The sequence below is a fragment of the Mesorhizobium sp. M0136 genome, from assembly GCF_040322515.1.
In the GTDB taxonomy this organism is placed as follows: Bacteria; Pseudomonadota; Alphaproteobacteria; order Rhizobiales; family Rhizobiaceae; genus Mesorhizobium.
The window spans coordinates 249,155-268,691 of the sequence record NZ_JAMYTP010000006.1 but is presented as its reverse complement, the minus strand read 5'-3'; the positions used below and the strand labels follow the sequence as shown (position 1 = coordinate 268,691).

21 protein-coding genes are annotated in these 19,537 nt (G+C 64.2%); 10 read left to right on the top strand and 11 right to left on the bottom strand.

Annotated features, from left to right (window positions below; all coding sequences use genetic code 11):
* Positions 1 to 79 precede the first annotated feature (79 nt).
* Both choW and choV read left to right on the top strand, forming a co-directional pair.
* A complete protein-coding gene (gene choW, locus NKJ35_RS10085) occupies positions 80 to 934 on the top strand; it encodes a choline ABC transporter permease subunit (RefSeq protein WP_352646625.1) in 855 nt (284 codons plus the stop codon).
* Positions 931 to 2,112, top strand: a complete 1,182-nt coding sequence (gene choV / locus NKJ35_RS10080) for a choline ABC transporter ATP-binding protein (protein ID WP_352646623.1) — start codon at positions 931 to 933, stop codon at positions 2,110 to 2,112. Before choW ends, choV begins: the two co-directional genes overlap by 4 nt.
* A gap of 70 nt (positions 2,113 to 2,182) precedes the next feature.
* Here the strand turns inward: choV and NKJ35_RS10075 are convergent, their stop codons facing one another.
* Together NKJ35_RS10075 and NKJ35_RS10070 are read right to left on the bottom strand one after the other, a co-directional pair.
* Complete coding sequence (locus NKJ35_RS10075) at positions 2,183 to 3,592, bottom strand: ATP-binding protein (RefSeq protein WP_352646621.1); 1,410 nt, start codon at positions 3,590 to 3,592, stop codon at positions 2,183 to 2,185.
* Positions 3,589 to 4,305: a response regulator gene (locus NKJ35_RS10070; RefSeq protein ID WP_352646619.1), complete on the bottom strand. Its 717-nt coding sequence runs from the start codon at positions 4,303 to 4,305 to the stop codon at positions 3,589 to 3,591. Before NKJ35_RS10070 ends, NKJ35_RS10075 begins: the two co-directional genes overlap by 4 nt.
* 237 nt (positions 4,306 to 4,542) lie before the next feature.
* Between NKJ35_RS10070 and NKJ35_RS10065 the strand changes: the two genes are divergently transcribed.
* From NKJ35_RS10065 to clpS, 3 genes are all read left to right on the top strand, one after another.
* Positions 4,543 to 4,887: a hypothetical protein gene (locus tag NKJ35_RS10065; protein ID WP_292665026.1), complete on the top strand. Its 345-nt coding sequence runs from the start codon at positions 4,543 to 4,545 to the stop codon at positions 4,885 to 4,887.
* Positions 4,888 to 4,923: 36 nt separating this feature from the next.
* A complete protein-coding gene (locus NKJ35_RS10060) occupies positions 4,924 to 5,139 on the top strand; it encodes a hypothetical protein (RefSeq protein ID WP_352450529.1) in 216 nt (71 codons plus the stop codon).
* 257 nt (positions 5,140 to 5,396) lie between these two features.
* Complete coding sequence (gene clpS / locus NKJ35_RS10055) at positions 5,397 to 5,702, top strand: ATP-dependent Clp protease adapter ClpS (protein ID WP_023679498.1); 306 nt, start codon at positions 5,397 to 5,399, stop codon at positions 5,700 to 5,702.
* Positions 5,703 to 5,873: 171 nt separating this feature from the next.
* On the opposite strand, the gene NKJ35_RS10050 is transcribed toward clpS, so the two are convergent.
* The 4 genes from NKJ35_RS10050 to NKJ35_RS10035 are packed head-to-tail and all read right to left on the bottom strand — an operon-like array spanning position 5,874 to position 12,702.
* Positions 5,874 to 7,961, bottom strand: coding sequence for a hypothetical protein (locus tag NKJ35_RS10050; RefSeq protein ID WP_352646617.1), 2,088 nt, complete (start codon positions 7,959 to 7,961; stop codon positions 5,874 to 5,876).
* A 3-nt stretch (positions 7,962 to 7,964) separates the two neighbouring features.
* Entirely contained in the window at positions 7,965 to 10,787 is a 2,823-nt protein-coding gene (locus NKJ35_RS10045) for a DUF4159 domain-containing protein (protein WP_352646615.1), read from the bottom strand.
* The gene (locus NKJ35_RS10040; RefSeq protein WP_352646613.1) at positions 10,784 to 11,698 is read right to left on the bottom strand and encodes a DUF58 domain-containing protein; all 915 of its coding nucleotides are present in this window, start codon (positions 11,696 to 11,698) and stop codon (positions 10,784 to 10,786) included. Before NKJ35_RS10040 ends, NKJ35_RS10045 begins: the two co-directional genes overlap by 4 nt.
* Entirely contained in the window at positions 11,698 to 12,702 is a 1,005-nt protein-coding gene (locus NKJ35_RS10035; RefSeq protein ID WP_352646611.1) for an AAA family ATPase, read from the bottom strand. Before NKJ35_RS10035 ends, NKJ35_RS10040 begins: the two co-directional genes overlap by 1 nt.
* A 146-nt stretch (positions 12,703 to 12,848) precedes the next feature.
* Here NKJ35_RS10035 and NKJ35_RS10030 point away from each other — a divergent pair, with 146 nt between their 5' ends.
* From NKJ35_RS10030 to NKJ35_RS10020, 3 genes are read left to right on the top strand one after another with little or no spacing between them, the layout of a single operon-like run.
* The gene (locus NKJ35_RS10030) at positions 12,849 to 13,478 is read left to right on the top strand and encodes a DUF1285 domain-containing protein (protein ID WP_352646608.1); all 630 of its coding nucleotides are present in this window, start codon (positions 12,849 to 12,851) and stop codon (positions 13,476 to 13,478) included.
* Positions 13,479 to 13,491: 13 nt separating this feature from the next.
* Positions 13,492 to 14,124: a CoA pyrophosphatase gene (locus tag NKJ35_RS10025; RefSeq protein WP_254819167.1), complete on the top strand. Its 633-nt coding sequence runs from the start codon at positions 13,492 to 13,494 to the stop codon at positions 14,122 to 14,124.
* Complete coding sequence (locus NKJ35_RS10020) at positions 14,121 to 15,389, top strand: CCA tRNA nucleotidyltransferase (RefSeq protein WP_352646606.1); 1,269 nt, start codon at positions 14,121 to 14,123, stop codon at positions 15,387 to 15,389. The genes NKJ35_RS10025 and NKJ35_RS10020 overlap by 4 nt, the downstream gene beginning before the upstream one ends.
* Positions 15,390 to 15,392: 3 nt before the next feature.
* Here the strand turns inward: NKJ35_RS10020 and NKJ35_RS10015 are convergent, their stop codons facing one another.
* From NKJ35_RS10015 to hemF, 3 genes are all read right to left on the bottom strand, one after another.
* Positions 15,393 to 15,578 carry a DUF1059 domain-containing protein gene (locus NKJ35_RS10015; RefSeq protein WP_023679490.1) on the bottom strand — a complete coding sequence of 62 codons (186 nt, stop codon included), beginning with the start codon at positions 15,576 to 15,578 and terminating at the stop codon, positions 15,393 to 15,395.
* A gap of 260 nt (positions 15,579 to 15,838) precedes the next feature.
* A complete protein-coding gene (locus NKJ35_RS10010; RefSeq protein WP_254819169.1) occupies positions 15,839 to 16,099 on the bottom strand; it encodes a DUF1344 domain-containing protein in 261 nt (86 codons plus the stop codon).
* A gap of 257 nt (positions 16,100 to 16,356) precedes the next feature.
* Entirely contained in the window at positions 16,357 to 17,271 is a 915-nt protein-coding gene (gene hemF / locus NKJ35_RS10005; RefSeq protein WP_352646604.1) for an oxygen-dependent coproporphyrinogen oxidase, read from the bottom strand.
* A 105-nt stretch (positions 17,272 to 17,376) separates the two neighbouring features.
* Here hemF and NKJ35_RS10000 point away from each other — a divergent pair, with 105 nt between their 5' ends.
* Positions 17,377 to 17,634: a hypothetical protein gene (locus tag NKJ35_RS10000; RefSeq protein WP_023679487.1), complete on the top strand. Its 258-nt coding sequence runs from the start codon at positions 17,377 to 17,379 to the stop codon at positions 17,632 to 17,634.
* On the opposite strand, the gene soxR is transcribed toward NKJ35_RS10000, so the two are convergent.
* Entirely contained in the window at positions 17,631 to 18,077 is a 447-nt protein-coding gene (gene soxR, locus NKJ35_RS09995) for a redox-sensitive transcriptional activator SoxR (RefSeq protein ID WP_352646603.1), read from the bottom strand. The two genes, NKJ35_RS10000 and soxR, sit on opposite strands and share 4 nt — an antisense overlap.
* A 170-nt stretch (positions 18,078 to 18,247) precedes the next feature.
* Complete coding sequence (locus tag NKJ35_RS09990) at positions 18,248 to 18,706, bottom strand: tRNA (cytidine(34)-2'-O)-methyltransferase (protein ID WP_352646601.1); 459 nt, start codon at positions 18,704 to 18,706, stop codon at positions 18,248 to 18,250.
* Positions 18,707 to 18,990: 284 nt separating this feature from the next.
* On the opposite strand from NKJ35_RS09990, the gene NKJ35_RS09985 reads away from it, so the two are divergent.
* Entirely contained in the window at positions 18,991 to 19,533 is a 543-nt protein-coding gene (locus tag NKJ35_RS09985) for a hypothetical protein (protein WP_352646599.1), read from the top strand.
* The last annotated feature ends 4 nt before the right edge of the window (positions 19,534 to 19,537 follow it).

The following is a 19,537-nucleotide window of genomic DNA, read 5'->3' as shown; positions in this document are numbered from 1 at the left end:
TAGAAATGGCTGCCCTTTTTCATATCCTGTGACAAGATGACCGTGCGGCGAAGGACGGCGCCGGCAGAAGAGGGGCTAGATGGATCCGATCTCCAAATTCCTGGTCAGTTACAAGATTCCCATCGGGGCATGGGGGAAGGCGTTTTTCGGCTTTCTCACCGACAATTTCGACACCATCTTCAGGGCTTTTTCCAACACCCTCAACTTCCTGCTCGACGGCATCGTCGACGGGCTGCTGTTGCTGCCGCCGGTTCTGCTGATCGCGCTGATCGCTCTGCTCGCCTATTTCCTGCAGCGCTCGAAAGGCCTGGCTTTGGCGGTATTCATTGGATTGCTGTTCATCCTCAACCAGAACCTGTGGAAGCAGACGGTGGAGACGCTGGTGCTGGTGGTCGCCGCCGCCGCCGTGTCGATGGCCATCGGCGTGCCGCTCGGCATCTGGGCCGCGCACAAGCCGAAGGTGTATCGCGTCATGCTGCCGGTGCTCGACCTGATGCAGACGCTACCGACCTTCGTCTACCTGATCCCGGTGCTGACCCTGTTCGGCCTCGGCAATGCGCCCGGCCTCATCGTCACCATCATCTTCGTCATTCCGACCTCGGTTCGGCTCACCCATCTCGGCGTCACCTCGGTGCCGAAATCGATCGTCGAGGCGGGCGAGGCGTTCGGCGCCACCAAACGCCAGCTGCTGTGGAAGGTCGAGCTGCCTTCGGCGCTGCCGACCATCATGGCCGGCTTGACCCAGTCGATTATGCTGTCGCTGTCGATGGTGGTGTTCGCCGCCCTTATCGGCGCCGGCGGCCTCGGCACCGAGATCAACCGCGCGCTCGGTTCGCGCCGGATCGACCTAGGGCTTGAGGCAGGGCTGGCCATCGTCGTGCTTGCCATCGTGCTCGACCGAATGACGCGCATCGGCGTGGGAGGCAAGAAATGACCGTCGCCGTCGATTTCAGAAATGTCGACATCGTCTTCGGCGCCGACCAGGCAGGCTCGCTGGCGCTGATCGACAGCGGCGCCACCCGCGCCGAGATCCTCGAACAGACCGGCAACGTACTGGGCTGCGCCGGCGCCAGCCTCACCGTGAACGAGGGCGAGATCTCGGTGCTGATGGGGCTTTCCGGCTCCGGCAAATCGACGCTGCTCAGGGCCGTCAACCGGCTGAACGTGGTCTCGCGCGGCCAGGTGCTGGTCAAGGACGGCGACGGCACGGTCGACGTCGTGACCTGCGACGAGGCGACGCTTCGGCGGTTGCGGCAGAAACAGGTGGCAATGGTGTTTCAGCAGTTCGGCCTGCTGCCGTGGCGCACAGTGGAGGAAAATGTCGGCCTCGGCCTCGAGCTCGCCGGCGTGCCTGAAGCCGAGCGCAAGGAGCGGGTGACCAAACAGCTGAAGCTGGTTCATCTCGACCAGTGGTCGAAGAAATACGCGCATGAGCTTTCCGGCGGCATGCAGCAGCGCGTCGGCCTGGCGCGCGCCTTCGCCACCGAGGCGCCGATCCTGCTGATGGACGAGCCGTTCTCGGCACTCGACCCGCTGATCCGGACCAAGCTGCAGGACGAGCTGCTGCAGCTTCAGGCCGAGCTGAAGAAGACCATCATCTTCGTCAGCCACGACCTCGAGGAGGCGCTGAAGATCGGCACCCACATCACTATCATGGAGGGCGGGCGCATCGTGCAGACCGGTGCGCCGGAAGACATCGTGCTGCGGCCCGCCAACGACTATGTCCGCGACTTCATCGCCAATGTGAACCCGCTCTCGGTGTTGACCGCGTGGAACGTCATGCGCGACCGCCGCGACCTCGAACATGGCGAGAACGGCTGGGTGTGGCTCGACCGGCGCAAGACGACGCGCTTCAAGATCGACGAGCATGGGCTCGTGGCGGCGGCCGAGCGCGACGGCAAGCCGGCGGTATGGGTGTCCTGCGCCGATGTCGAAGCCCAGCCGGAGGAGACGGCGCAGGTGTTCTGGGCCAATCCCGGCACCTCGCTGAAGACCGTGATGCTGGCCATGCATCGCTCGCAGACCGCACCGGTGGCGCTGTTCGACGACCAGTCGCGCTTCGTCGGCGCCATCGGCGTCAGGGATGTGCTGAGCGCGGTGCTGCGAAGATAATTTTTCTCCTTGGTGAGAACCGAGACCAAACGCCGCGCGAAGGAACGCCGGCTTAGCCCGATACCGCAAGCTAAACCGCCAGCGGCAATCTCAGTTCCGTCAACAGGCCGCCATCGGGGTGATTGGACAGGATGACCTCGCCGCCGGCGCCGCGGGCGATGTTGCGGGCGATGGTCAGGCCGAGGCCGAGGCCGCCGGTCTGACGGTTGCGCGACTGTTCCAGGCGCACGAACGAGCCGAACACGGCGTCGAGCTCGGCTTGCGGTATGCCCGGCCCTTCGTCATGGATCGCCAGCGTGATTGTCTTGCCTGATTGACGCAGGCTGAGATGCGCCCTCTTGCCATAGGTCACCGCGTTCTGGACGAGGTTGGTGACGCAGCGCCGGAGCGCGACCGGCCGCGCCATGCAGATCAGGCCGCGCGAGCGCCCGTCTTCATTCTCGAAGGAGACCTCGTCGAAGCCGTCGGCGATCGATTCTACCAGCGACCAGAAATCGATCCTCTCGCTCTTCTCCTCGGTCACCTCGAAAGTGGCGAAGTCGATGACCGAGCTGGCAATGCCTTCGATGTCGGCGAGGTCGTGCGCCAGTGCGGCGCGCACGGACGAATTCCTCAGCAGTTCGAGGCGCAGCCGCATCCTGGTCAGCGGCGTGCGCAGGTCGTGCGCCAGTGCGGCCGCAAGATGCTCTCGGTCCTCGACGTAGGCGCGCAGCCTCGCCTGCATGGCATTGACCGCCTTTGCCGCGGTACGCACCTCGCGGCTGCCGCTCTCGGCGATCGGCGGGCTCTTCAGGTCCTCGCCGATCCGCTTCACCGCGGTCTCCATCATCCTGTAGGGCGCCGTCAGCCGGCGCAGCGACCAGATCGAGGAAGCCACCACCAGCCCGGCGATTAAGGCATAGAGCGGCAGGCTATCGAAGCTCAGTATCGGCCCGGCCGGCGTGTTCGGTTCGGTGAAGTTCAGCCACTGGCCGTCGGCAAAGCGAAGCGAAGCCGTCAGCTTGTCGCTCTGGGCGAAATCGGCCGCCAGCACCAGCAGGTCGCGCTCGACCTGGCCGATATCGGGACCGGCGACCGTCCCACCGGGAGCGTCCGCTTCGTGCGTTGCCAGGTCGCGGCGGACCCGTGCATCGGTGATCCCGAACTTCGACAGCCGGCCGACCAATATGTCTTCCAGTTCGGCCAGCTCGTCGTCGCCCGCTATCGACGAGGTGACGGCGGGCGTGTCGGAGACGGTGAGCGCATAGGTGGCATTGAACAGCCCGGAGGCCGTCGCCTTGCGCTGTTCTGGGGTGGCATCATGCATCAGCTGCACCAGCGAGAAGGCGCGGTCGTTCAGCCGATAGAGATCGACGACGTCATTGGCGGCCGCACGGTCGCGCGAAACGATGTAAAGGGTCGCGATCTGGCTGATCAGCAGGCCGGCGATGACGATGAGCAGCACCCAGACCGGCAGCGTTTGCGGCAGGATGCGTCTCATTCGGAGGTCGTCTCAGGCAGGAACTGGTAGCCGCCGCTGCGCACGGTCAGGATCAGCTTCGGCGTTTTCGGGTCGTCCTCCATCTTGCGCCGCAGCCGGCTGACCAGAATGTCGACGCTGCGGTCGAAGCTGTAGCCGCTGTCGCCGCCGGACAGCTCGATCAGCTGCTCGCGGCTCAGTACGCGCTGCGCGCTCTTGACGAAGGTCTGCAGGAGATTGAATTCGGCCATCGTCAGCTCGATCCTGACGTCGCCGGGCGCCATTAGCCGGCGGCGCGAACAGTCCATCGTCCAGCCGGCGAAATGGTAGATCTGCCGCGAGGCGGCGCGTCGCGGCTCGGCGGCGCCATTGCGTCTCAAGACGGCACGAATGCGTGCGAGCAGCTCGCGCGGATCGAAGGGTTTCGGCACGTAGTCGTCCGCGCCCATCTCCAGCCCAACCACGCGGTCGGTTGTCTCGGTAACCGCGGTCAGCATGATGATCGGCGTCGAATAATTGGCGCGCAAGTCGCGGCAGAGCTCCAGCCCGCTCTTGCCGGGCAGCATGACGTCCAGGACGATCAGGTCGACCTGGGCGCGGCGCAGGACGGTCTCCATCTCGGTGCCGTCGGCGGCGACCGATGTATGCAGCCCTCGCTTCTGGAAGAATTCCTGAAGCAGGTCACGAATGCCCTTGTCGTCGTCGACGATCAGTATGTGGGGGTCGGATTTCACAGGAAACCTGTCATTTGTGGATCGCCCAAGCGGTGCTTCGGCCGTCAGCCAGACGATAGAATTCAGGCCATAAGTTGGCCAGTGAAGATCGGCGGCCCGATCCGGGCTGCCCAGAAACAATCCAGAAACAAAATTCTACAATCCGGAAAAACTGCCGAAAAAAATCAAGGTCATAAGTGGTGCCGTGGCGGTCAGGTCATCGGCTGCGACACGCGTTACGGGATTACGGATAGACCAATGCAAAGGTTCTCGATCAGTCTGATGGGTGCGTTGCTTTCCATTTCGCTCGTCACGGCTGCGGTTGAACAAGCCGATGCAAAACTGGCCGATGCAAAGGTGGCCAATGCAAAGGCGGCCGATGCAAAGGTGGCGACCACCCGCAGCGAGCGTTGCATCGATCTGAACCGCCAGTTTGACGAAGCCCTCGAAACCCATGCCGCGGCAACGCAGGTCACCGCGGCGAAAGCACTTCAAAGAAAGGGAAACCGGTTCTGCGCCAACAAGAAACAGGCACAGGGAATCCGGATGCTCGCGAACGCCTTGAAGCTGCTTGGAGTGACACCGATCGATCCCGTTCAGTGACACTCAATCCGATCTGCACAAAAAGGAAGTGAAGCCATGAAAAAGTCTCTCCTCTCCGCCCTCGGTCTCGCCATCGCGCTGGCCGTCTCGATGCCGGTTCTCGGCGCCAGCAGCGCCAATGCCGCGACCACCACCCCGGCTGCGACGACAACGACGACCGCTGCGCCGGCCAAGGCCGTGAAGAAGGTCGCTGCCAAGAAGACCGTCAAGAAGCACAAGAAGCACGCGGTCAAGGCAGCTCCGAAGGCCTGATCAAGCGACATCTTTCTACCCTATGAGAAGACCGCTCCAGTTGCGATTTGCCTGGAGCGGTCGTCTTTTTTATAGCGTGCAGACAATAGGGGGCAGTCCCGGCCCACACCCCCGTTGAACGCCAGACGGCAGTTCCCACATAGGCACGGATTTTTGAGCTGCGTCCGCCGGGAAGCCGCTCGCGCGCGGTTGAATGGACGACCGCTTTTGCCCATGTCAAAATGACCGCAAAGCCGTCGTACTCAATTGCCGGTCCAATGCCCGAAATCACGACAAAACCCCGTACCAGCACGAAGCCGAAAGTCGAACGGCCGAAGCTCTACAAGGTTATCCTGGTCAATGACGATTTCACGCCGCGCGAGTTCGTCGTGACTGTGCTGAAGGCCGAGTTCAAGCTCAGCGAAGACCAGGCGCATAGGATAATGATCACCGCGCATCGGCGCGGCGTCTGCGTCGTCGCCGTCTTCACCAGGGATGTCGCCGAGACCAAGGCGGCGCGGGCAACCGATGCCGGCAAGGCCAAGGGTTATCCGCTGATGTTCACGACGGAGCCGGAGGAGTAGGGCTCCTTTTCCCTTCTCCCCTTGCGGGAGAAGGTGGCCGAGCGAAGCTCGGTCGGATGAGGGGTGTTCCAGGGGACGCCGACGCCTCATTTCTTCCGGCAACCCTCATCCGTCTTGGCGCTTCGCGCCAATCCACCTTCTCCCACAAGGGGAGAAGGAAGGACGGTGCCGCTACCGCCCTTCGCGGTACCACATCGAGCCCATCGCCAGAAGCAGCAGGCCGAGGCCGAGGAAGCCGCCGAACAGCGGCACCCGCGAGACGGCCTTGAGCACGCTGTCGTCGGTGGTGCGCAGGCCGATCCAGTCATTGCCGGAGGCCGCGCCCGACGAACGGACCGGGACGATTGATGGCAGCGTGACCGTGCTGGTGAGATTGCCAAGTGGCGAGGCCGGCGCCAGCCGGCGAACGCTGCCGCCGGTTGCCTCAGCCGGTGGTTTCAGCCGGTTCTCGGTGGAGACGACATCGGTGAATTCCGGGGCGTTGACCGGCCCGACATGGGCCAATGCCGTCAGGTCGCCATTGCCGACCTGGTAGAGACCGATTTCGCTGGTCTCGACGCTGCCGAGGAAGACACCTGGTTCGGATTTCTCGAGCCTGACGATCAGTGCCTTGCCGGATGGCGTGATGACTTGCGCCGGGCCGGGGTCGTCGCTCATCGTCTGGCGGCGGATTTCAAGCACCATGCCGCGGCCGTCGGCGGTCAGCCGCTCTTCCTCGAGTTCGGGCTCCTTCATCAGCCAGTGGGCGATGCGCCGGTAGAGTTGGACGTGCGGCCCACCGCCCTCGAAGCCGCGCGCCCACAGCCAGCCTTGGTCGGACAGAAGCATGCCGACGCGGCCTTCGCCCTTGCGATCGAGCAGCAGCAGCGGCCGGTTGTCGGCGCCCTTCATCACCACCTCGCCCTCGGGGTTCTCGACTCCGATGGTGCGGAACCAGCGGCTCCAGTGCGGCGGCTCGGTCGCGGAGCCGTCGAGCCCACGCGTTACCGGATGACGCTGGCCTGTATCGGTGAGGCGCGGGTAGAAGGCCTTGTCGATGACCTCGCCGGTCGGCATTGCCGGCAGCGCCGACATCAGCGGCGTGCGGGCGATCGAGCTTTCGCCGGCATATTCGGGGCCTGCCGCGATCAGCAGCGCGCCGCCCTTTTCGACATATTCGGAGATATAGTCGTAATAGAGGATCGGCAGGACGTCGCGGTGCTGATAGCGGTCGAAGATGATCAGGTCGAAATCCTTGATCTTCTCAACAAACAGCTCGCGCGTCGGGAAGGCGATCAGCGACAATTCGTTGATCGGCGTGCCGTCCTGCTTTTCCGGCGGGCGCAGGATGGTGAAGTGCACGAGGTCCACCGAAGCGTCGGATTTCAGCAAATTGCGCCAGGTGCGCTCGCCCGCATGCGGTTCACCGGAAACGAGCAGTACCCGCAGATTTTCGCGAATACCGTCGATCAGCGCGATGGCGCGGTTGTTGGTGTCGGTGAGTTCGCCCGGCTCGTGGTTGATGGCGAGTTCGACAATGTTGCGCCCGGCGCTGGGAATAGTCACCTGCAGCGGCATCGCCTGGCCGATGTTGGCGTGCTCGACCGATACCTGCTCGCCATTGACCGATACGCGGACATCGACCGGGCCGGTGTCGTTGTTGGTGGCGATGACGCGATAGGTCATGTCGAGCGGCTTGCCGACGAGGCCGAAGCGCGGCGCATTCTCGAAGCGAATGCGACGGTCCTTTTCATGCTCGTTGCCGGTAATCAGCGCATGCAGCGGGGCATTGAAGTCGGGTGTGCCGGACGGTGCGTCATGCACCTCGCCATCGGTGATCATGATGGCGCCGCCGATGCGCGATGGCGGCACGTCGCGGAAAGCATTTTCGAGCGAGGAAAACAACCGCGTCTCGGTGCGCTCGTCGGCGGCTTCGGCCTTGCCGGCTTCGACGACACGAACGTCGAACTGCTTGAAGCGGCCGAGACGCTGCTGAAGCCCGGCTAACGCCGCGTCGGTCTGCTTGGTGCGGTCGCCGATATCCTGGCTCTGGCTGCGGTCGACGACGACGGCGACGATGCTTTTCAGCGGCTCGCGCTCTTCGTCGAGGAACACCGGATTGAGCAGCGCCGCAGCCAGGGCAATCAGGGCTGCCAGGCGGAAAATCGCACCGCGCTGGCGAAACCAAAGGCCGGCCAGCGCCAGCAGCAGCAGCGGCACCAGGACCACTGCGAGCAGCGGCCAGGTGATGAGCGGTTCGAAGGAGAGCGACCAGTTCATGGTCTACTGCCCCAGCCGTTCGAGCAGCACCGGGACGTGCACCTGATCGGACTTGTAGTTGCCGGTCAGCATGTACATCATGATGTTGACGCCGGCGCGCAGCGCATAGATGCGCTGCATCGGATCCGAAGGCACCGTCGGCAATAGCGGGTCGCCATTCTCGTCGACCGCCCAGGCGCCGGCGAAATCATTCGCGGTGATCATGATTGGCGAAACGCCGTCGCCGGTGCGCACCGGGCGGTTCTCGGTGTTGCTGGCTTCGAGCGATGCCTCGACCCAAAGCGGGCTGCCGGCAAAACGGCCAGGAAACTCCGGAAGAATGTAGAAGGATTTGGTCAGCACGTGGTCCGACGGCACCGGTTCCAGCGGTGGCACGTTGAGGTTGCCGAGGATGTCGCGCAGCCGCTCCGTAGCCGGGCTGGTCGAATCCGCACCAATGCCATTGGCGAACTGGTCACGGGTGTCGAACAAGACCGTTCCGCCCTGCTGCATATAGGCGTCGATGCGGGCGATGGCGGCCTCGCTCGGCATCGGGGCCGAGGGATCGATCGGCCAGTAGATCAGCGGGTAGAAGGACAGTTCGTCCTTCGAGATGTCGACGCCGGCGGGTGCTCCGGGTTCGAGCGCGGTTTTTTCGATAAGAAAGCGGGTCAGCCCTTCGAGCCCGGCGCGGCTGATCGAATCGACACCCGGTTCGCCGGTCAGCACGTAGGCGATCCGGGTCTTTGAAATGTCCCCGATCGCCTCTGTATCTCCCGGTTTGGCGTCGTCGGCACGCGCGACGTCCGCTTGGCCAATCAAGGCGCCGAGCGCCATCAGCAGGACGGCTGCCGTCGCCGCAGCGCCGGCACGGCGCGGCCGGCGCGACAACAGGCCGCCCATCCAGAATACGGCAAGCGTGTCGAGCACCATCAGCACCAGGGCGGTGGTGACAAGCGGACCTTTGAGGTTGCGCTGCTCGTCGAAGGCATACTGGATGGTGGTGACCGGCACCGTGATTTCAGGCCGGGCCAGCGGCGTGAATGCGCTGTCGCCACCGAGCAGATTGTGAGCGAACACTCCCGTTTCCGAGCCGTAGAGGCCGGGCGGGTTTTCCAGCGTCACCGCCAGCGGGCCGGCGCCGGGCACCAGAGGCCTGGCATCCGGTGTCGGCGGCACCAGCGTGCCGTCGGCAGCGATCATGCGATAGGGTGCCAGCGACGTGGCGGCTGCCTCGGCATTGGCCACCGCCGAGCCCTGGTTGCGCGACAATTGCACGATGCGCCGCAGCATCTCGACGAAGCTGCCGGAGATCGGCAGGTTGGACCACGTCGCCTCGGGGGTGACGTGGAACAGTACGAGGGTGCCCTTGTCCTTCTTCATCCCGGTCACCAGCGGCGTGCCGTCGGCAAGCGTGGCCCAGGTGCGCTCGACAATGTCGGGCGTCGGCTCGGCCAGCACCTGCCTGGTAACGGTGACCTCGGTTGGCGGCGCGAGGTCGGCGAAGGGACCGGTCTTCGGGAATTCGGTGACCGGCTGCGGCGCCGTCCATGACAGCGCGCCGCCAAGCGATCGCTCGCCGGTGCGCAGCCGGACCGGCAGCAGATCGTCGTCATTGCCGGCAGCGGCCAGCCGCGAACCGGCAAAACGCACCAGTGTGCCGCCCTTGTCGACCCAGTCGACCAGCCTCTGCCGCGCCTGTTCCGGAATGGTGCCGACATCCGCCATGACGATCATCGCCGGTTTCTGGTCGAGCAGTTGCGGAATGGCGTCGGCGAGATCGACGCTCGACGGCTCGACGAGATCGGCGAAGGGCTGCAGGGCGCGGCGGATGTAGTAGAGCGGCGACAGCAGCGGTTGCGCCTGATCGGCCTCGGACTGCGACAGCAGCCCGACGCGGCGGCGTTTTGAGCTCTCATCGAGCACGCGGACGGCACCGGCCTGGCGCTCGCCATCGAGCGCGATGTAGGCGAAGTCGTTGCGCAGTTCGAACGGCACCGCAATCGTGCCGGTTGCGGTGGTTCCGCCCGGGGCAAAGGTCAGCGTCGCGTCGGCAATGCGGCGGCCCTTGTCGTCGAACGCGCCGGCCGTCACCTGTGCAGGTGCCGGGTCGCCCGGTGCGCGGATGGCTGTCAGGGCGAAGCCGTCGACCTGGTTGTCGGCGCCGGTCAGGCCGGTCAGCGACAGCCGGTCGGAAACGGCCCAGACAATACGTGCCGCGTTCTTTGACAACAACGTGTTGAAGGCGGCTTCGTCGCCTTGCGCCGCCAAGCCATCGGCGAGCACTGCGACGCTGGCGCCCGGCAGCGAGTCCAGGGCTGATGCGACGCGGGCGTAGACGGCGGGGCGGTCGGTCGGGATCGGCCGCGGCTTTGCCGCGCGCAGCCGGTCGAGCGCGGCAGCGGCATCGAAGGGACCGATCTCGGCATTCGGCTTCTCGGCGGTGAAAGCGATGAGCACCGGCACGCCATTCGAATTGGCATCGGCGATCAGCCGCTCGGCGGTGGCGACCCGCTTGCCCCAGTCGGCGGCACTTGCCCAGTCATTGTCGATCACCAGCGCCAGGGCGGCGCCCTCGGCGGGCAGCTTTTCGCGCGGGTTGAAGACGGGTTCGGCAAGTGCCGCCACGACAAGCGCGGCCATCAGCAGCCTGAGCAGCGTCAGCCACCAAGGGCTCTGCTGCGGCGTTTCTTCGCGCCTCAACACGCGGGCGAGAATCCTGAGCGGCGGAAACACCTCGGTTTGCGGCCTGGGCGGGGTCAGCCGCAGAAGCCACCAGATCACCGGCAGCGCCAGCAGGCCCCACAGCACCATCGGCGCCCCGAAGGAGAGCGGCAGCCAACTCATGCGCGGGCCCTCCCGGCAAAGCTGCCCTCGGCGGTCATCGCCATATGGATGCGCACCAGCGCCTCGGAGGCAAGGCGATCGGTATGATTGATGGTAAAGCTCCAGCCAAGCCGTTTGCACCAGGCGGCCAGTTCCTGGCGGCGGGCGGCATAAAGCAGGCGATATTCCTCGCCCAGCATTTCGGCGCGGCCGGCGGTCAGCTTGTCGCCGGTCTCAGGATCGGTGAATTCGGTGCGCCCGGCATAGGGGAAGCTTTCCTCGGCCGGATCGGCGACCTCGATCAGATGTGCGCGCACGCCGTGGCGGGCGAGCACGTCCAGCCAGGCCATCGTGTCCTCGACCGGGTCAAGGAAATCGCTGACGATGACGATGTCGCAGAAGCGGCGAATGCCGGACAGGTCGGGCTTTGCCGGCAGGTCGCCGGCGTGCATCAGTTGCGCCGCGATGCGCTCGGCGCCATTGCGGGCGGTGAACGGGTCGGTCAGGCCGGGCCAGGCAATGCGCTCGCCGCTGCGCGACAAAAGCTCGGCCATGGCCAGCGTCAGCACAAGGGCGCGCGATTCCTTGGAAACGCCGGCTCCGGTCGATTTGTAGAGCATGGAAGGCGAGGGGTCGGCCCACAGCCACACCGTGTGGGCGGCCTCCCATTCACGGTCGCGGACATAGGTGTGGTCGTCGCGGGCGGAACGGCGCCAGTCAATGCGCGAGGAATCGCCTTCGACATAGGGCCGGAACTGCCAGAAATTCTCGCCGATGCCGCGCTTGCGGCGGCCGTGCCAGCCGGCAATTACCGTGTTGACGATGCGGCGCGCCTCGACCAGCAGGTCCGGCACCAACGAAGCCCGCAACCGGCCTCTGGCGAGCGCATCGCGCGTCGCTGCCGGTGCCTGCGCTTCACCGATGCGCGCCATCAAATCCCTTTCGCGAGCTTCGCCACGAGGTCGCGAACCGTGGTGCCCTCGGCGCGGGCGGCGAAGGTCAGCGCCATGCGGTGCTGCAGCACCGGCTCGGCCAGTGCGCGGACGTCGTCGACCGACGGCGCCAGCCGGCCGTCATAGAGGGCGCGGGCGCGGGTGCACAGCGTCAGCGCCTGACTGGCGCGCGGGCCTGGGCCCCAGGCGACGTGCTTGTCGGTATCGGCGTTGCCCTGGCCGGGACGCGCAGAGCGCACCAGCTTGAGGATCGCCTCGACGACGCTTTCCGGCACCGGCATGCGGCGGATGAGCGTCTGGATGTCCTTCAGCCGCGCCGGCTGCAGCACGTTTTCAGCCTTGGCATCCTCGATACCGGTGGTTTCCAGCAGGATGCGGCGCTCCGCCTCGATCTCGGGGTAGAGGATGTCGACCTGCATCAGGAAGCGGTCGAGCTGTGCCTCGGGCAGCGGATAGGTGCCTTCCTGCTCCAGCGGGTTCTGTGTCGCCAGAACATGGAACGGTGACGGCAAGTCGTGGCGCACGCCGGCAATAGTGACGTGGTATTCCTGCATCGACTGCAGCAGAGCCGACTGCGTACGCGGCGAGGCGCGGTTGATCTCGTCGGCCATCAGCAGTTGCGCGAAGATCGGCCCGGAAATGAAGCGGAACGAACGCTTGCCGAATTCATCCTGCTCCATCACCTCTGAGCCGAGAATGTCGGACGGCATCAGGTCGGGCGTGAACTGGATGCGGCGCGAATCGAGGCCGAGCACGATGCCCAGCGTTTCGACCAGCTTGGTCTTGGCTAGGCCGGGCACACCGACCAGCAGTGCATGGCCGCCGGCCAGCAATGCGACGAGCGTGCGCTCGACGACGCTTTCCTGGCCGAAGATGACCCGGCCGACGCCGTTGCGAACCCTCGAAATGTCGGCCAGCGCTTTCTCGGCCTGCGCCACCATGTCCTTTTCGCTGATCGGGCTTTCCTTGATCATCACGCTCATGCAGCATCGATCCTTCTGGTTGGAAATACCGCTTGGCACAGTGGGTGCCGCAGAATGCCGCGATTCGGCCTCGCAGGCCGCCTGTCTTTGAATTTAAATCACAGACTTAGGCTGACAAGCGGAACAACAGTGACTATTTCGTGACCATGACGGAAGCCGCAGACAATCGTGAAGAGAGCCTGACGGCCGCGACCGAGGCGCGCGGGCTGCAAGCGCTAGTCTCGCGCGCGACACGCGCCGGCAAGGGGCCGGCGCCGGTGGAACGCTGGAATCCGGCGTTTTGCGGCGATCTCGACATGGAAATCAAGCAGGACGGCACCTGGTTCTATCTGGGAACGCCGATCGGCCGGATGCCGCTGGTGCAGCTTTTTTCCTCGGTGCTGCGTAAGGACGAGGACGGCAGGACCTACCTGGTGACGCCGGTGGAAAAGGTTGGCATCCGCGTCGCCGACGCGCCCTTCATTGCCGTCGAGATGGACGTGTCTGGCGCGGGCGACGGACAAATCATCACCTTTCGCACCAATGTCGGCGACGTGGTCGAGGCTGGGGCGGGACACCCGCTGCGCTTCGTCGATGAAGACGAGACAGGTGGCCTGAAGCCCTATGTGCTGGTGCGCGGGCGGCTGGAGGCGCTGGTGACACGGCCGGTGATGTACGAGCTGGTCGAGCACGGCGAAGAGATCGACATCGGTGGCAAGACGATGTTTGCCGTCCGTTCCAAAGGCGAGGTCTATCCAATCATGCCGGCTGAGAAACTGAAACGGCTGAGCGCATGATGGACCGCCTATGATGGATCAGGTGACGCCGTTGGCGTTTTCCGCTGCCGGGTTTCGCCAGCGCGTCGCGGCGCAGCCGCTGGCGCATGCCGGCGACGATTTTGGCGACCACCGCTTCAATCCGGGCCATCCCAGACTGAAGCTGGCCAAGGCGCTGCGCGATGCCGCCGTTCTGATCCCGGTGGTCGATCATGGCCATGAAGCCACGGTCCTTTTGACCAGGCGGGCGGAAAAGCTGCGCAACCATTCGGGGCAGGTTGCTTTTCCCGGTGGCACCGTCGATCCAACCGATGCGAGCCCGGAAGCGGCGGCGTTGCGCGAGACATTCGAGGAGATCGGTCTCGATAGGGATTACATCGAGATCATCGGCCGTCTGCCGGACTACGTTTCCGGCAGCGGCTATCGCATCGCTCCGGTGCTCGGGATCGTGCGGCCCGGTTTCAGCCTGACGCTGAATTCCGACGAAGTCGATGCTGTCTTCGAGGTGCCGCTGGGTTTTCTGATGGACCCCGCCAACCACACCAGAGACAGTCGCATGTGGAACGACCTCGAATGGTTCTTTTACGAGATGCCCTATGGCGGCCAGCGCATCTGGGGCGTCACTGCGGGCATCATCCGAACGCTCTATGAAAGGCTCTATTCGTGAGCAATCCGGTGTCGATTGCCGGCAAGGCCGGCTGGCTCGGCGAGAGCCACTTGCAGCGCCTGCTCGCCGCGCTCACCGACGGCGGCGAGGAGGCGCGTGTCGCCGGCGGTGCGGTGCGCAACGCGCTCATCGGCCAGCCGGTCGCCGACATCGACATCGCCACCACGACGGTGCCCGAGGAAACCATCCGGCGTGCCGAGGCGGCGGGCTTCAAGACGGTGCCGACCGGCATCGAGCATGGCACCGTCACCGCGGTCGCCCAAGGCAAGGCCTATGAGGTCACCACGCTGCGTGCCGATATCGAAACCGACGGCCGGCGCGCCAAAGTGTCGTTCGGCCGCGACTGGAAAGCCGACGCTGAGCGGCGCGATTTCACCATCAATGCACTCTATGCCGAAGCCGATGGAACGGTCGTCGATCTGGTCGGCGGTATCGCCGATATCGAGGCGCGGCGGCTGCGCTTCATCGGCGATCCGGAAGCGCGTATCCGCGAGGATTATCTGCGCATCCTGCGTTTCTTCCGTTTCTTCGCCTGGTATGGCGACGGCAGGCCGGATGCCGAAGGGTTAAAGGCTTGCGCCCGGCTGAAGCAGGGGCTCGACCAGCTCTCGGTCGAGCGCGTCTGGTGGGAATTGAAGAAATTGCTGTCGGCGCCGGATCCGTCGCGGGCGCTGCTGTGGATGCGCCAAGCCGGCGTTCTGACCGCCGTTTTGCCGGAAAGCGAGAAATGGGGCATCGATGCCATTCACGGGCTGACCAAGACCGAGAAGGACCTGGCCTGGGCGCCGGACCCGCTGCTCAGGCTGGAAGCCGTCGTGCCGCCGGATGCCGCGCGCATGAAGACGCTTGCCGAGAGATTGAGGCTTTCCGTGAGCGAGGCAAGCCGTCTGCGGAATTGGGCGATCACGGCTGCCGTCGATCCGAAAACGACCGAAGGAGAGTTGGCGAAAGGGCTTTATTTTGGCGACCGCCAAGGCTTTGTCGATCGGTTGCGGCTGTTGCTTGCTTCCGCTCGAGCCCGCGCAGTCGAAGACAGTGACGCACTGCTCGAAGCCGGCGGCTTCTCGCGCCTGCTTGCCTTCGCCGCGAAATGGCAGAACCCTGTTTTTCCGCTCAAGGGCGCCGATCTGACGACACTTGGCGCGTCACCGGGGCCAAAGCTTGGTGCAACGTTGAAGAACCTCGAAAAGGAATGGGTCGAGTCCGGTTTTGCGCTCGATCGCGGCGCGCTGCTCAAGCGCGCCGCAGAGGCACTCGAATCCTGACCGTCACGCCGCGTCGCGGACCTTTTCGATGCGCGAGCGGATCGCCTCGATCATCGTCTCGCGGATCACGGTCTCGCCATGCGTCTCGCGCAGATGCTCGACGGCACGGCGCATGACCTCAGCCTCCTCCTCGGCGCGTGTGTGCCACTCGCAGCCGGGTACGAGCGACCCGCAATGGAATTCCTTCATCGGCTTCTCCTCATCTCCTCCTTGGAGCGCCGCGCAGCGCACTGACACGGAAGCTCCAGACCTTTGATTGCGCGCGTCCGGTATCCGGGCTACACGCTGGCCAGGTTAGCATAACACGATCGAATGGTTTTGGTTGCCTTAGAGTGCCGTGCGTCCAAGCCGACACGCGGTGATCGGGTTGCGAAAAGGCGGAGCATCGCTGCTCCGCCCTCTTACGCTACCTAGGAGTAAGACCTCGTCTTGCTCCAGCGGGCAGGACATCACTTCACGATCTTGACTGCCTCGGCAATTTTATCCTTGCCGCTCATATCCCACGTGACGCGGACCTTTTCGCCGACCTTCAGGCCAGGATCCTTGAAGGTCTGGGGCAACGTAAAGGTGGCTCCGTTATCCAGAACCAGGCTCATCGCCGTTCCATCAAAGCTTTTGATCGTGCCGGTGGTGTGCTTGGCCGCAGCGAATGCGGCAGTACCAGAGGCGAGAACGGCAGCGGCGGCTGCGGTCATAATAAGCTTGCGCATGGCATGCTCTCCTGGAAAATGCGGGCACCGCTTGGGAAAGGTGCCCCATTCAATCATGGGCCGTCCGGTCACGTCGGGTCGCGGCTCTCGGGAGTAACGAACCGCCGGCGTTTCCCGGCCCGACGCGACAAATAGCCCAATCTTTACAATGGTATATTAGACGAAAAAGATATTTTCTGGCGCGCCTTGCGCCACATTTGCCGTCAAATTCTGGGGATTTGGACCCGATTGCGGCTCACGTCGCGCTCACCGAGATTTTACGGCCATTTCACTTCTGGCGGCAGGCTGGACAGGATCGAGGCGACATTGCCGCCGGTCTTCAGCCCGAAGATGGTGCCGCGATCGTGAAGCAAGTTGAATTCGACATAACGGCCGCGGCGGATGAGCTGCTCGTCACGGTCGCCATCGGTCCAGTTGTCATTGAAGTTGGCGCGCACCAGATGCCCGTAGACGACGAGAAAAGATCGCCCGACGTCCTGGACGAAGTTGAAATCGGCGTCCCAGCCGCCTTTGTCCTCATCCGAATGCAGCCAGTCGAAGAAGATACCGCCGGTACCGCGCGGCTCGTTGCGGTGCGGCAGATAGAAGTACTCGTCGCACCAGGCCTTGAACTTCGCGTGGTCGGCGATCGCCGCGTTCTTCTCGCAGGCAAATTGCATAGCCCTGTGGAAGGCGACCGTGTCGGGGTCGTCCTGGCTGCGGCGGCGGTCGAGCACTGGTGTCAGGTCGGCGCCGCCGCCGAACCACTGGCGTGAGGTGACGACCATGCGCGTGTTCATATGCACGGCCGGCACGTTGGGGTTCCACGGATGGGCGATCAGCGAAATGCCGCTCGCCCAGAAGGACGGGTCCTCTTCGCCGCCCGGCATCTGCTTCCTGAATTCGGGGGAGAACTCGCCATGAACGGTCGAGGTGTGGACGCCGACCTTCTCGAAGACGCGGCCGTGCATCATCGACATGATGCCGCCGCCGCCCTTGCCGGCATCGCGTTGCCACGGCGTCTTTTCGAAGCGACCGGGCGACCAACTGGCCTGCGGCCCCCGCAGGTCCTGCTCGATCTGCTCGAAGCTGGCGCAGATGCGCTCGCGCAACGTCTCGAACCACAGCCGTGCCTTCGTCTTCTTCTGTTCGATGTCGGCTGGCAGCCCCGCCGGTATCTCGGGTCGTTGCAAATCCTGTCTCCGGTTGCGGGGCGTACCCCGACAAATCACTAGTCTTTTCCGGCCGCGATCCGTAATCTCTTTGATGCAAGGGTCAAGTTTGAATGGAGTTCTTTCGTGCGCACCCCGGCAAGACCGCCGCTGGATGGCCTGAAGAAGAGGCTCGACCGTTCACGCGCCGAGAACGCGCGCATGCCGCGCGACGGCTTCCTGCGCGAGACCTTCGTGCTGCCGCGCTCCGACGCTCGTCTCAAGGCGAAGGAATGGTTCGAGCGCTTTCCCAAGCAGGCCTATTGGACCGAGATCGAGAGCTGGTTCGAGCGGCCGGGCGACGTCATCGAATTCACAATCAGGCGGCTGCCGGCGGCGGATTAACGCTCGATCAGCAAGCGTCTCGCGCCCGGCCCTCGGATGCTCAGCCGGTCGCCCTTATTCCGCAGCGGACATTTGTCGATCGACATGCAGCCGCAGCCGATACAGTCGGTCAACCCGTCGCGCAGCTTCTTGAGCTGACTAATCTTCTGATCGAGCTCGTCGCGCCAAGCCGTCGAAAGCAGGTTCCAATCCTCGCGGGTCGGCGTCCGGCCTTCAGGCAATGATCGAAGGGCTGTGCCGATCTCGGCCAGCGAAATGCCGACCTCCTGCGCTACCTTGATGATCGCCACACGTCGCAGCACGTCGCGGCCGTAACGCCGCTGGTTGCCTGATGTGCGGTGGCTGCGGATCAGCCCGCGCGCTTCGTAGAAATGCAGCGCCGACACCGCCACGCCACTGCGCGTCGCGACCTGGCCGACCGTCAATTCCGTTGCCGCAGTCATCTCCGATTTTCCGCTTGACCTCAAGTTAAGTTGAGCTTGTAGCGAAGAAGCCCCGAAGATGCAAACGGCAGGAGAAGGCGATGGGCGTCTGGATGAGAATGACCGGAGAGGACGCAGTGTTGCGTGAGGACGGTGCCTTGGTCGCTGCGGCCGGCGATCGCGTACACGTCCTAGCGAAGCTGCCGGATCGCCTCGCCCGCCACCATCGCAACGGAAAGCGCGACGTTGATGCTGCGCGCTCCGGGCTGCATCGGGATGGTCAGGCACGCATCCGCCGCCTCGTGGACGGCATCCGGCACGCCTGCGGATTCGCGGCCGAACAGGAGAATGTCGTCGCCGGCAAAGGCGAAATCCGTGTAGGCGGCAGCTGCTTTGGTCGACAGCAGCACCAGCCGCCGCTTGGCAAGCTTGCGCCAGTCCTCGAAGGCGTGCCAGTCGACATGCCGGGTGAGCGCCGCCATTTCGAGGTAGTCCATGCCGGCCCGTTTCAGCGCCCGGTCACCGAGCGGGAAGCCTGCCGGTTCGATGATGTCGACGCCGAGACCGAGGCAAGCGGTGAAGCGCAGGATTGTCCCGGTGTTGCCGGCGATATCAGGCTGGTAGAGCGCGATGCGGAGACGGTCGTTCATTTCCGCGTCTTTCTAATAAGTGGCAGATCAGCCACAGAGCTCTCGCGGTTTTGGAAATTCCTGGACTGGCGGGTGGTCATTTTCTGCGAAGTCGGTTATACGGCCAGCATTGTCAACCCGAACCGATGGAGGGGTAATTCATGATGGCCATGCACATCCACGACCTCTCTCGTGGGCTTACCAGCCCGACGGCGGTTTCGGTACGACGATTCTCCTGACCTTCTAGACTTCTAATCGCACCGATTCCCGCCGAAACCTTTTTCGGCCTTTGAAGGAATCCTGCGATGTTTTTCAAGCTGTGGAAGGGGCTGAACGCCCCGCCTGAACACAATTCGAGCGATGTCACCTTTGCCGCACCGCGCATGCCCGCGGCCTGGGTTGGCTCACCCTTCTATCTGCATCGTCAAGTGGAGGACGGACCGATGTTCGATCCCTGTAGAATACCCGGCTCAAGAAGCCTGCACGAGCGCAAGACTGCGACCTGGGCACTTTTGATCGGCGAGACCCACTCGTCGGCGGTTCACGCCGAGACCCGCCGGCGTCCGCATCGCGGCATGCTGCCGGACGTCGATTTCTCGCGCGCCGTTCCGGACCATAGCCGGCCGTCGCTGGTGCGGCGGATCATCAGGCTGATCCGGCCTGGTGCAAAAACCGGCGCGAAAATCCGGATTGTCAAAACGTCGTCAGCATCGTCAAGCGAGACTGTCGGCGAAAGGCCCGCGACAACCTATATAGCGCGAAGCCGGGCCGGCGAGGCGGACGATACCGTATCGCCGGTCCTTGACGCCATGCGGTCTAGGCACCTCGTCCGTTCGCGTGCCGCGTGAGCGG